This window comes from Salmonella sp. WC3 (genome assembly GCF_042932255.1).
Taxonomy (GTDB): Bacteria; Pseudomonadota; Gammaproteobacteria; order Enterobacterales; family Enterobacteriaceae; genus Salmonella; species Salmonella enterica.
In genome coordinates this window covers 1,908,189-1,921,397 of record NZ_CP170629.1, presented here as the reverse complement: position 1 = coordinate 1,921,397, position 13,209 = coordinate 1,908,189, and the positions used below count along the sequence as shown (strand labels likewise).

General features: G+C 49.2%; 9 protein-coding genes and 1 pseudogene. 4 read left to right on the top strand and 6 right to left on the bottom strand.

The features are described 5' to 3' along the window. Nucleotides 1–206: 206 nt before the first annotated feature. Together focA and pflB are read left to right on the top strand one after the other, a co-directional pair. Nucleotides 207–1,064 carry a formate transporter FocA gene (focA, locus tag ACFK9X_RS09065; protein ID WP_000642539.1) on the top strand — a complete coding sequence of 286 codons (858 nt, stop codon included), beginning with the start codon at nt 207–209 and terminating at the stop codon, nt 1,062–1,064. Nucleotides 1,065–1,123: 59 nt separating this feature from the next. Then, nucleotides 1,124–3,406, top strand: a complete 2,283-nt coding sequence (gene pflB / locus ACFK9X_RS09060) for a formate C-acetyltransferase (RefSeq protein ID WP_001292799.1) — start codon at nt 1,124–1,126, stop codon at nt 3,404–3,406. A gap of 75 nt (nt 3,407–3,481) precedes the next feature. Here the strand turns inward: pflB and sopD2 are convergent. Continuing rightward, nucleotides 3,482–4,440: pseudogene (gene sopD2, locus ACFK9X_RS09055) on the bottom strand (SPI-2 type III secretion system effector SopD2). Nucleotides 4,441–4,570: 130 nt separating this feature from the next. Between sopD2 and ACFK9X_RS09050 the strand changes: the two are divergent. Both ACFK9X_RS09050 and pflA read left to right on the top strand, forming a co-directional pair. Continuing rightward, nucleotides 4,571–4,897 (top strand): hypothetical protein, encoded by a 327-nt coding sequence (locus ACFK9X_RS09050; protein WP_010989001.1) that lies wholly within the window; start codon nt 4,571–4,573, stop codon nt 4,895–4,897. 118 nt (nt 4,898–5,015) lie between these two features. Then, on the top strand, nt 5,016–5,813 hold the full coding sequence (gene pflA, locus ACFK9X_RS09045; RefSeq protein ID WP_202441310.1) for a pyruvate formate lyase 1-activating protein: 798 nt from the start codon (nt 5,016–5,018) through the stop codon (nt 5,811–5,813). 292 nt (nt 5,814–6,105) lie between these two features. Here pflA and ACFK9X_RS09040 read toward each other — a convergent pair whose 3' ends face one another. The 5 genes from ACFK9X_RS09040 to dmsA all read right to left on the bottom strand — a co-directional run bounded on the left by ACFK9X_RS09040 (nt 6,106) and on the right by dmsA (nt 13,180). After that, nucleotides 6,106–7,527 (bottom strand): APC family permease, encoded by a 1,422-nt coding sequence (locus ACFK9X_RS09040; protein WP_001134268.1) that lies wholly within the window; start codon nt 7,525–7,527, stop codon nt 6,106–6,108. 217 nt (nt 7,528–7,744) lie between these two features. Beyond that, nucleotides 7,745–8,893: an MFS transporter gene (locus tag ACFK9X_RS09035; protein WP_000109278.1), complete on the bottom strand. Its 1,149-nt coding sequence runs from the start codon at nt 8,891–8,893 to the stop codon at nt 7,745–7,747. 349 nt (nt 8,894–9,242) lie between these two features. Then, nucleotides 9,243–10,106, bottom strand: coding sequence for a dimethyl sulfoxide reductase anchor subunit family protein (locus ACFK9X_RS09030; RefSeq protein ID WP_151116220.1), 864 nt, complete (start codon nt 10,104–10,106; stop codon nt 9,243–9,245). A 1-nt stretch (nt 10,107) separates the two neighbouring features. Next, complete coding sequence (dmsB, locus tag ACFK9X_RS09025) at nt 10,108–10,725, bottom strand: dimethylsulfoxide reductase iron-sulfur subunit DmsB (protein WP_000213069.1); 618 nt, start codon at nt 10,723–10,725, stop codon at nt 10,108–10,110. Between the two features lie 10 nt (nt 10,726–10,735). After that, nucleotides 10,736–13,180: a dimethylsulfoxide reductase subunit A gene (gene dmsA / locus ACFK9X_RS09020; protein WP_151116218.1), complete on the bottom strand. Its 2,445-nt coding sequence runs from the start codon at nt 13,178–13,180 to the stop codon at nt 10,736–10,738. Nucleotides 13,181–13,209 lie beyond the last annotated feature (29 nt).

The window sequence follows — 13,209 nt, the reverse complement described above, 5'->3', positions numbered from 1 at the left end:
AGCAGGAGGAGTCAGGAAAAAATTCAACTCTATTTATAATTTTTAAAATTTATTTTTATTAGGATAATCAAAAAGTTACACCGTAATTGCATAAAAGCCATGCGACTTACGGGCCTATAAGCCAGGCGAGATATGATCTATATCAAATTCTCATCTATAATGCTTTGTTAGTATCTCGTCGCCGACTTAATAAAGAGAGAGTTAGTGTGAAAGCTGACAACCCTTTTGACCTTTTACTCCCTGCAGCAATGGCCAAAGTGGCTGAAGAAGCAGGCGTCTATAAAGCAACGAAACATCCGCTTAAGACTTTCTATCTGGCGATTACCGCCGGTGTATTCATTTCAATTGCCTTTGTTTTTTATATTACTGCGACAACCGGTACTGGCGCGATGCCTTATGGCATGGCGAAACTTATCGGGGGTATCTGTTTCTCTTTGGGACTGATTCTCTGTGTTATTTGCGGCGCTGATCTCTTCACCTCTACTGTTCTGATCGTTGTAGCTAAAGCTAGCGGTCGCATCACCTGGGGGCAACTGGCTAAAAACTGGTTAAACGTCTATTTTGGTAACCTGATTGGCGCTCTGCTTTTCGTGTTACTGATGTGGCTTTCCGGCGAGTATATGACTGCCAACGGTCAATGGGGACTTAACGTCCTGCAAACCGCCGACCACAAAATGCACCACACTTTTATTGAAGCTGTCTGCCTCGGTATTCTGGCGAACCTGATGGTTTGTCTGGCCGTGTGGATGAGCTACTCAGGTCGTAGCCTGATGGACAAAGCGTTCATCATGGTACTGCCCGTCGCCATGTTTGTCGCCAGCGGTTTTGAGCACAGTATCGCAAACATGTTTATGATTCCTATGGGTATTGTAATACGCGATTTTGCTACACCGGAGTTTTGGACCGCGGTTGGTTCGTCTCCGGAAAGTTTTTCTCACCTGACCGTGATGAGCTTCATCACTGATAACCTGATTCCGGTCACGATCGGTAATATTATCGGCGGCGGTTTGTTGGTCGGGTTGACATACTGGGTCATTTACCTGCGTGGTAACGAGCATCATTAATCTGTTGATGCCCATTACACGCAGTAAATAAAAAATCCACTTAAGAAGGTAGGTGTTACATGTCCGAGCTTAATGAAAAGTTAGCCACAGCCTGGGAAGGTTTTACCAAAGGTGACTGGCAGAATGAAGTAAACGTCCGTGACTTCATTCAGAAAAACTACACTCCGTATGAGGGTGACGAGTCCTTCCTGGCTGGCGCTACTGACGCGACCACCAAGCTGTGGGACAGCGTAATGGAAGGCGTTAAACAGGAAAACCGCACTCACGCGCCTGTTGACTTTGACACCTCCGTTGCTTCCACCATCACTTCTCACGACGCTGGCTACATCAACAAAGCGCTTGAGAAAATTGTTGGTCTGCAGACTGAAGCTCCGCTGAAGCGTGCGATTATCCCGTTCGGCGGCATCAAAATGGTTGAAGGTTCCTGCAAAGCGTACAATCGCGAGCTGGACCCAATGATCAAAAAAATCTTCACCGAATACCGTAAGACTCACAACCAGGGCGTGTTCGACGTTTATACTCCGGACATCCTGCGTTGCCGTAAATCCGGCGTTCTGACCGGTCTGCCGGATGCGTATGGCCGTGGCCGTATCATCGGTGACTACCGTCGCGTAGCGCTGTACGGTATCGACTACCTGATGAAAGACAAATTCGCACAGTTTACGTCTCTGCAATCCGATCTGGAAAACGGCGTAAATCTGGAAGCGACTATCCGTCTGCGTGAAGAAATCGCTGAACAGCACCGCGCTCTGGGTCAGATCAAAGAAATGGCGGCTAAATACGGCTGCGATATCTCTGGTCCGGCGACTAACGCTCAGGAAGCAATCCAGTGGACTTACTTCGGTTACCTGGCTGCGGTTAAATCTCAGAACGGCGCAGCAATGTCCTTCGGTCGTGTATCCACCTTCCTGGATGCGTACATCGAACGTGACCTGAAAGCAGGCAAAATCACCGAGCAAGACGCACAGGAAATGATTGACCACCTGGTCATGAAACTGCGTATGGTTCGCTTCCTGCGTACTCCTGAATATGATGAACTGTTCTCCGGCGACCCGATTTGGGCAACCGAATCTATCGGCGGTATGGGCGTTGATGGCCGTACTCTGGTCACCAAAAACAGCTTCCGTTTCCTGAACACCCTGTACACCATGGGGCCGTCTCCGGAGCCGAACATCACCGTTCTGTGGTCTGAAAAACTGCCGCTGAACTTCAAGAAATTCGCCGCTAAAGTCTCCATCGACACTTCTTCTCTGCAGTACGAGAACGATGACCTGATGCGTCCGGACTTCAACAACGATGACTACGCTATCGCATGCTGCGTAAGCCCGATGATCGTTGGTAAACAAATGCAGTTCTTCGGCGCGCGTGCAAACCTGGCGAAAACCATGCTGTACGCTATCAACGGCGGCGTTGATGAAAAACTGAAAATGCAGGTTGGTCCGAAATCCGAACCGATCAAAGGCGATGTTCTGAACTTCGACGAAGTGATGGACCGCATGGATCACTTCATGGACTGGCTGGCTAAACAGTATGTCACCGCGCTGAACGTTATCCACTACATGCACGACAAGTACAGCTACGAAGCCTCTCTGATGGCGCTGCACGACCGTGACGTTATCCGCACCATGGCGTGTGGTATCGCAGGTCTGTCCGTTGCTGCTGACTCCCTGTCTGCCATCAAATATGCGAAAGTTAAACCGATTCGTGACGAAGATGGTCTGGCTATCGACTTCGAAATCGAAGGCGAATACCCGCAGTTTGGTAACAACGACGCTCGTGTAGATGACATGGCGGTTGACTTGGTAGAACGTTTCATGAAGAAAATTCAGAAACTGACCACCTACCGTGGCGCTATCCCGACACAGTCTGTTCTGACCATTACTTCTAACGTTGTGTATGGTAAGAAAACCGGTAACACCCCGGATGGTCGTCGCGCTGGCGCGCCGTTCGGACCAGGTGCTAACCCGATGCACGGTCGTGACCAGAAAGGCGCTGTCGCTTCTCTGACCTCCGTTGCTAAACTGCCGTTTGCTTACGCGAAAGATGGTATTTCTTATACCTTCTCTATCGTTCCGAACGCACTGGGTAAAGACGACGAAGTTCGTAAGACTAACCTGGCAGGTCTGATGGATGGTTACTTCCACCACGAAGCGTCCATCGAAGGCGGTCAGCACCTGAACGTCAACGTCATGAACCGTGAAATGCTGCTGGACGCGATGGAACATCCGGAAAAATATCCGCAGCTGACCATCCGTGTATCTGGTTACGCAGTACGTTTTAACTCCCTGACGAAAGAACAGCAGCAGGACGTTATTACTCGTACCTTCACGCAGACCATGTAATGGGTTTGACTGAAATTACGCCATAAAAAGCGTACAAAAAAGGCTCCATATCAGTGGGGCCTTTTTAATGACTTTTTATATAAGCATATTGCGACAACTCGACTTTTCACTTATAAATAAAGTGTTATTATGTGATCTATATATTTTTCTTAGAATAGCATCAATTTCTCTTTTATTATTTTGATAATCATCATAATCCTTATTTAATACATCAGAAAACAGCATGGTGTTAGTTTCTATTAAATCAGATGACAATGACGGTTTATATGCTTGTAGCAGATAGCTAAGTGTTGGATGAACCATATCAAACAGGACTTCCCCCTCTAATTCCCAGTAACCTATTTTAAAAAATTGGGTAGTAATATTAAAAGACCCCATTTGAAGACAGCGTAGTTTATTCCTCTCCTCTTCAGTAAGAGTACCATTCCATTCAACACATTCCATTTTTCGATCTTCTCCAGATCGCATAAGCTTATAAACTTCATCCTTAAAGTCATCATCCTCATTAACTGCATCTTTAAGTTTATTAGCAAATCCTTCTAATAATTCTGGATAGCGAGCAATTTTTTCTCCATACTTAATACATATTTTAAGAAACAACTCTTCTTCATCTTCTTCCATCACTTTAAAAATACAGTTTTCTGAAACATTGAGGAGACGATGCAAATTACATTTATCAATAACCTTGCCATCAATCTCAAATAAAACTTGTGTCTGATTCATATCAAAACGCATAACAAAGCGGTCTTGTTGAGATGGATTAGCATATTGTTTTAATTGTGTAAAGGCATGTATCTTCTCCATGCCGGTTATATCAACATTAAGTTCAGCTTGATTTTCACGTTCACATCCATGGATGAGTGTATATAATACCTCCAGCACCTCTTGTTTTTTGTGTGTTCTGAAGCAGTCCTTAAATCTATCCCATACCCCATGTATAGCGCTTCTTCTTTATCAGGACTCATCAAACGGGCTAGCCGTGAATGATTAATTTCATAGTTATGACGATTACCAAAACTTAACGTAACTGGCATAATAACTCCCTTGATTATTTACCGCGAAAGCAAGATCCAATCCGTTGCTCTCATTTTTTGATTAAAACCACACTCTATTTAAGAGATTGAATCAGCCTGGGTTTAGAAATGACATCAGATTTACACCTGATTGCGCGTTGAATGCGACGCCAGGCGCTGGACAGCGCATAACGTTCTTTGGACACATCTGAATTATGTTGAGAATTATTTTCGTTCTGACCACAACAAAACGGCGCCAACCATTCGAAAAAAGAGGCGGATCATAAATAGTAAAACTAGGGCGCTATGGATGATACACTTGCAGTATGTATTGCGGTTGAGGCGTTACGAGCTGATGAATGAGCCAGAATTTCTGGCGGTGCGAGTTATGCAGCATAGATTTGCCGTATATTTTATACTGAATAGAGGTAAAATAGCTCCATTGCAGCACATTCTGGAACAGCCACACATTCTGTAGTCCAAAATTTACGCTCGCAGTACCGCTTTTTTACAGGATGCAACCCCCTTACCAGGGTGCTCAACATGCCCGGAATGTGTCCATAAACCCCATGTTATTTAGAGCTAGCCGAAGCGATATGAGTAACTTAACCGATTGTATTACAAATGAAAGTGTTGCAGTAACTGCTGATAAAAAGCCGGTTATTGGTCGCATTCACTCCTTTGAGTCCTGTGGCACCGTTGATGGCCCAGGCATCCGCTTTATTACCTTTTTTCAGGGCTGCCTGATGCGCTGCCTGTATTGCCATAACCGCGACACATGGGATACGCATGGCGGTAAAGAAATCACCGTTGAAGACTTAATGAAAGAGGTGGTGACCTATCGGCATTTTATGAATGCTTCTGGCGGCGGCGTGACGGCATCCGGCGGCGAGGCCATTTTGCAGGCAGAATTTGTACGCGACTGGTTTCGCGCCTGTAAAAAAGAAGGTATCCACACCTGTCTCGACACCAACGGCTTTGTGCGCCGTTATGACCCGGTGATTGATGAACTGTTGGACGTTACCGATCTGGTGATGCTCGATCTCAAGCAGATGAATGATGAGATCCACCAGAATCTGGTCGGTGTCTCTAATCACCGGACGCTGGAATTCGCGCAGTATTTATCAAAGAAAAATGTGAAGGTCTGGATCCGTTACGTTGTCGCTCCCGGCTGGTCTGACGACGATGATTCCGCGCATCGCCTGGGCGAGTTTACCCGCGATATGGGTAATGTCGAAAAAATCGAACTGTTGCCCTATCATGAGCTGGGCAAACATAAATGGGTGGCAATGGGCGAAGAATATAAACTGGATGGCGTGAAGCCGCCTAAAAAAGAGACCATGGAGCGTGTAAAGGGTATTCTTGAGCAGTATGGTCATAAAGTGATGTATTAATCGCCTGCTATCTTACCCGCTTTTAAACGGCTACCCATGACGGTAGCCGTTTTGCTGTCTGGATAACGCTCTTACCGCTAAAATACCCGACCCCGCCATCAGACAGGCATGGTTAACAATATTGCGCTAACCAGGTATTAAATACAGAGTCGCTTATCTGCTGCTGGGTTGAAGGTCTGACAACTATTGCTGCCCCCGGCGCCTGTTAATACCGTGGTCTCCGCCTGGAACCCAGGCACCTGTAACCTTAAAAGGCGCTCGCCTGACAGGAGCGCCGTGGAAAAGAGCGTCGTTATGTGTTTCTACGCGCCAGCAGTGGGAAAATTAATCCCAACCCGACCAGGACAAAAGGCGTCACGATGTTCAACGTCAGCTGGAATGTCCACTCCGGCGTGAACGCCTCCATTTTGGGGAAAATACCGGTAAGGCAGGCAAACGCGGTGAAGGCAAAACACCATATTCCCACAGTTAACGCCAACGCCCGGTTGCGAATAAACACATATTCGGGTTTGTACTTTTGCGCCAGTCGAATGACGGCAATAAAGGCGACAAATACCCACAGATAGCGCAGCGGCATAACGACTGAATTGAGATTAAGCAGCCATTTGTACAGGTTGTTCATATCGCCGATGCCAAGCGTTGGCAACATAATCAAGATAGCGACCAACACTAATGTCAGCAAATAACCGTTAACAGGCGTACCTGAAGCGTTAGTACGACATAAGCGCTGCGGGATATATTTAGTGTCTGCATCACCCAGTAAAACTTTCAGTGGCGCATCAATAGAAAACACCAGCGCGGCGATTTGCCCCAGAGTATTGGCAATGGCATAAATCACCATTAATGAATTACCCATATGGTAATACTCACCCAATTTCTGGAATGCATAATATTGCCCATTGGTCATTAAATCGTCAGGTATATGCCGGGAATCAAACATCATTCCCATCGCCAACGAACCGAGGATAGCGCAGACCGCAACCATGACGGCTAAAAAGAGCATCCCCTTCGGAAATTCTTTTCCTGGATTCCGCGTCTGGTTGACATAAGGCGAGATCTTCTCTGCCCCACCAACCGCAAAGACCAACATAGAGATGGTGGTGATATAGGTAAAATCGATATGAGGAATAAATGACTGCCAGGTGATGTTAGTGGTCGCAATTTCAACGTTTGTAATTGCTGGCGCGGTCACTGCCATCACAACATATAAAATTGACATGATAAACATGGCAATTCCGGCCACAGACCCAACAACCTTTAGCGATTTCATCCCCCGGGAAGCAACCCACATAAAGAAAACAAACAATGCCAGCGTCAGCCCCTGCAAGGCAACGACGGTATATTCTTTTATCAACGAGCCGTCGCCTTTTAAAGCCCATCCCAATGCAATGAGTATCGCCTGCGGCTTTTGCGCCAGGTAGGGAATATGCACGACCCAATAAGTCCATGCCGCAAGGTAAGCCAACCCCGGCCCCATCGTATGCTTAATCCAGGTACTGACGCCCCCTTTTCCCTCTTTGAAGGTTGAGCCCAGTTGCCCCACGATTAAGGCATAAGGAATAAAATAGAGCGCAAAAATAAACACCCAGGAGAAGACAACCACTAACCCCTGGTTAGCATAGTTATTGACAACATTGCCGAATCCCCAAACGGTAATAAACGACATCAAGGCGATGTTGTACCATCGCAACTGTTTTTCCTGCACATTCGGCATAACGCGATCCTTCGTGAACACAATGCTATTACTATAAATGAAGCGGGGGATTATGCGCGGTAAAGACGAAGAGAGAAAATAGAGGAGCGCAAAATTATAACCTTCGGCACATTTTATTTTTCAGTAAAGCAAGAAAATTATGCAGGTCAATTATTTTACGTAAAACATAAACAAAGAGTATGCAAGACTCACGTCCTGCATACGATTCAGAGAACAGTTAGATGTGGGCGACAGGATTAGGCGTCTGGCCGGCGTTACGTAACAGCATCAGCAGATAAATAAACGATACGCTGGCGATCATAATAAACAGCAGATTATCTGAATAATTCTGCATTAACATCGCAGCAAAAGACGGCCCCAACAGGCTCCCTACCGTATAACTTAACAACAGCGCCTGGTTCATTGCCACAAGCTGGTGGTGTTCGACTTTTTCACAGGCCCAGGCCATTGCAACGGGATAAAGCGTAAAACCCGCCGCCCCCAGAATAAACAGAGCTGGCGCCATCGCCGCCTGGGTTAACATGGCAATACTACCGAGTATGACAACGAATACCTGTACGCGTAACACCAGCAAGCGACCAAATTTGTCCGCCAGACGTCCCATTGGCCATTGCCCCAAAATGCCGGCACTCACCAGCACCGCCATCCAGAAACCGATGCTGGCGTTAGCCATCCCCTGATGCTTCAGATATAACGGCATCAGGCCATATAATGAACCAAGAACAATGCCGGAAATAATACAACCATTCACGCCAAGACGCGCCTGGCGTAGCTTCAGCATGGCGCTAATAGAAGAGGAATGACGTGTCTGCGTTTGCTGATTTACAATTCGGGTAAAGAGTAGCGGCAGAATTCCCGCCAGAATCATTCCGGTCACCCAGGGAAGGACGTGCAGCAATTCACCAGATACTTTACTGACCAATAATTGTCCAAGGAAGGTCCCCATGTAATAGACCATCATATAGGCAGCCAGCAGGCGCCCGCGATTATGCGAGGTTCCGCTGCACATCAACGCGCTCTCGACAACCACCCAAATCATGGCGCAGCCGATACCGGCAATAAAACGCCAGCTCATCCAGCTCCAGAACCCCACCATCACCCCCAATCCGACACAACCCGTGGCGAAGATCAGCGAGGCAAGATAATAGCTACGGTTAAACCCAATGCGTTTAATTAAATACCCGGTAAATAACGTCCCGACCAGATTGCCGGTAAAATAAGACGAGCTGACCATCCCCACCTGCCAGGTAGGAAGGTTTGCCTGAGCAAGCCACAGCGGCACAAGCGTATTCAGTACCGCAATGGCCAGGGTCAACAAAAGTAGCCCGCACAGCAAAAGCATGACGGGACGGGTATAGGTGGACATGAATAAAAACCGTGAGGAAGTTCAAATTTCATGCGCATCATGCCATCGCCAAAAACATTGTCAATCGGCTCCGCATGGGCGATCCGCAAGTTTTGAGACTATCGATTTGATTTACTTATTCTGCGTGTGAATATATTGAAAGGCTAAAAATTCATCCCCTTGTTTTTATTGATCTAACCCGCAAAATCGGCGTTTTGTTCAGTCGAAAAATTTCATGGTTCCTTTAGCTTCGTTTTCTTCTCTATGGATTTATATGCGCCTTCTCCGCCCCGGTTATATTCCTTAGATTGATGGTGGCTAAAGGCGTATTCGGCCTGCACGTTCTGCAGGCCGAATGCGCGTCAACGCGTTAGCTGGCTACCGCCATGCCCACGGTCATATGCAGCCCATAGAATACGCCGCGGCCAATCAATTCCCCCGCCAGCATCAGAATGAAGACGACAGAGAGCAACGGTACCGCAGGTTGATACCCTTTTAACTGTGGCACAATCCAGCAGCACAACGCCGCCGCAAGCAGCACCATACGCCAGGCCATCAGCGAACCATAATCCGGCACCAGAGCAGACGCCTGCTGAATGGAACTGTGAATCGTCGCCAGTTCCGCGCCCTGCATGGCCACCATAATGGCAATAACCACCAGCGCCAGCACCGACACCGCCGGCAACAGACGCATCGCCCAACCGTTCACGCCCGCGATGCGCAGCAGCAGATAACCCAGTAGCGGGCCACCCATAAAGAGCGTCAGGAAGAAGCCCAGCGGCGTCCAGACGCTATACCAGGTCGGTACTGTATCGATGCTGTTATAGACGCGTACCATCATCCAGACGAAGACGACGCCCAGTACCATCGTGATAATCAGCCAGAGTGTGCGCAGTGCCGGCGGCAGCTTTTTCAGTACCGCCAGCAGCCAGCCAATCCCGCCGACCGCAAAAAACACCGAGCCGCTGGCAATTTCATTGCTCAGTGCGGAAGCACCCACGCGGTTAAGCGAGTTAAACGCGCGCATCGGCGAGCCCAGATGCAGCATCGAGGCGATAAAGCCAATCCCCATCAGCACCCACAGACCAAACATACAGGCGATCACCCGCTGCTGCGTTTCCGCGCGCAGGTCGCCCTTCATCAGCGCCAGAGCCAGAACAATAAAACCACCGGCCACGCACTGACCAAAGACCGTGAAGATCATCAACGGCCATTCATGCCATCCACTTCCCATCTTATACCTCCTTCGGATTGGCCAGATAACCGGTGGTGTCCCCGGTCGGGCGGCTGTTGGCGTTGGGTTTAATCACAATATTCGGCTTCGTGAAATGCGCGCGCGGCAACGGCGCGACGGCAGCCAGCTCACCGTGTTTTTTGCGCAGTTCGTCTATCGGGCCGAAATCCAGCGCCCGCAGCGGGCAGGATTCGACGCAGATCGGCTTTTTGCCTTCCGCCACCCGGTCATAACAGCCATCGCACTTGGTCATATGACCTTTGGCCGCGTTGTACTGCGGCGCGCCGTACGGGCAGGCCATGTGGCAGTAGCGGCAACCGATACAGACCTCTTCGTTCACCACCACAAAACCGTCATCGCGCTTGTGCATCGCGCCGCTCGGGCAGACTTTGGTGCAGGCCGGGTCTTCGCAGTGGTTACAGGAGATGGAGAGATAGTAGGCAAAGACGTTCTGGTGCCAGACGCCGTTATCCTCCTGCCAGTCGCCACCTGCATACTCATAAATGCGACGGAAGCTGACATCCGGGGTCAAATCTTTGTAGTCCTTGCAGGCCAGTTCGCAGGTTTTGCAACCGGTGCAACGGCTGGAATCAATAAAAAATCCATACTGGGTTGTCATCGGTTACTCCTTACGCCTTTTCAACCTGAACGAGGTTCGTATGTGACGGGTTCCCCTTCGCCAGCGGAGAAGGACGTTGGGTCGTCAGTACGTTAATACATCCGCCCTGATCCACGCGTTTTGCATCCGGGTCATACCATGCGCCTTCTCCCAGAGCGACCACGCCCGGCATCATGCGCGGCGTCACTTTAGCCTCGATATAAACTTCGCCGCGATCGTTGAAGATGCGGACTTTATCGCCATTGTTGATACCGCGTTTCTGCGCATCCATTGGGTTAATCCACATTTCCTGGCGACAGGCGGCTTTCAGTACGTCTACGTTGCCATAAGTGGAATGCACACGCGCTTTATAGTGGAAACCCGTCAACTGCAGCGGGAATTTATCCGTTAGCGGATCGTTATAGTTTTCAAAACCTGGCGTGTAGATCGGTAATGGATCGATCACGTCGCCTTCCGGCAGCTCCCAGGTAGCGGCGATATCCGCCAACGCCTGTGAATAGATTTCAATCTTGCCCGATGGCGTTGTAAGTGGATTCGCTTGCGGATCTTCGCGGAAGTCTTTATAGGCGACATGGTGGCCTTCGGGGTCGCGCTGTTTGAAGATGCCTTGCTTACGGAACTCCTCAAAGGTGGGCAGATTCGGAATGGATTTACGCGACTGTTCGTACAGATGACGCATCCACTCTTCTTGCGTCCGTCCTTCGGTAAACTGTTGTTCCACGCCAAGACGTTTCGCCAGTTCGCTGGTCATCTCATAAATCGTCTTACACTCGAAGCGCGGTTTAATTGCCTGGTCAGTGAAGATAACGTAAGACATGTTTCCGCAGGAGGCATCCAGCGCAAAGTCCATCTGCTCAGAAGCAGTGCAATCCGGTAACAGAATATCGGCGTATTTTGCCGACGAGGTCATATGACAGTCGATAACGACGATCATTTCGCATTTCTTGTCATCCTGCAGGATTTCGTGGGTGCGGTTAATCTCAGAGTGCTGGTTAATCAAACAGTTGCCAGCATAGTTCCAGATCATTTTAATCGGCACGTCCAGCTTATCTTTCCCCCGCACGCCATCACGCAGCGCCGTCATTTCCGGGCCGCGTTCAATGGCATCGGTCCACATAAACATGGAGATGCTGGTTTCAACCGGGTTTTCTAACGTGGGCATACGTTCAAATGGCAGGGCATAAGACCCTTCGCGCGCGCCGCTATTACCTCCGTTAATCCCAACATTACCCGTCAGGATCGCCAGCATCGAGATGGCGCGCGTGGCGATTTCTCCATTAGCATGACGTTGTGGTCCCCATCCCTGGCAAATATAGGCGGGTTTAGCGCTGCCGATTTCTCGCGCCAGTTTAATAATGCGATCTGCCGGAATACCGGTAATTTGCGCCGCCCACTCCGGCGTCTTCGCAATACCGTCTTTACCCTGGCCCAGAATATAGGCTTTGTAGTGACCGTTTTTCGGCGCGCTGGCAGGCAAGGTTTTTTCGTCATAACCGACGCAATATTTATCCAGGAACGGCTGATCGACCATGTTCTCGGTGATTAAGACATATGCCAGACCATTGACCAGCGCCGCATCGGTACCTGGACGAATCGGAATCCACTCATCTTCGCGACCAGCGCCAGTGTCGGTGTAACGAGGGTCGATAATGATCATCCGCGCGTTTGATTTCTGCCGCGCCTGTTCAAGATAATAGGTTACACCGCCCCCGCTCATGCGGGTTTCGCCAGGGTTATTACCAAACAACACCACCAGCTTACTGTTTTCAATGTCGGATGGACTATTGCCATCCGCCCAGCCGCCATAGGTGTAATTCAGACCCGCTGCGATTTGCGCGGAAGAGTAATCACCGTAGTGGTTCAGATAACCGCCACAGCAGTTCATCAGACGAGCGACCAGCGTTTTTCCTGGCGGCCATGAACGTGTCAAAGTGCCGCCCAGCGTACCCGTGCCATAGTTCAGATAAATGGACTCGTTGCCATACTCTTTGATAAGACGCTGCATATTGGTGGCAATGATATCGTAGGCTTCGTCCCAGCTAATACGCTCAAATTTACCTTCGCCGCGCGCGCCGACGCGCTTCATCGGATACTTGAGCCGATCCGGGTTATAGACGCGACGACGCATAGAACGACCGCGCAGGCAGGCACGAACCTGATGCAAGCCATCGTAATCATCGTTTCCGGTATTATCCGTTTCTACATATTTGATTTCGCCATCCACAACATGCATACGTAGCGGACAACGGCTGCCACAGTTTACCGTACAGGCGCTCCAGACGACTTTCTCGTCGGTTTTCGTCGGGCTTATCGCCTCTGCGGCGTTAGCGATGCGGGTAAATGGCAGGGTAAATGCGCTACTGGCCATCGCCAGGCCGCCTATCGCGGTGGTTTTGACTAAACCACGACGGCTCACCTCGGCTGCCAGCACGGCATCAGGGATCTTAGTTTTCATAAGGGCTCACTCTGCTGCTCACAATAAAA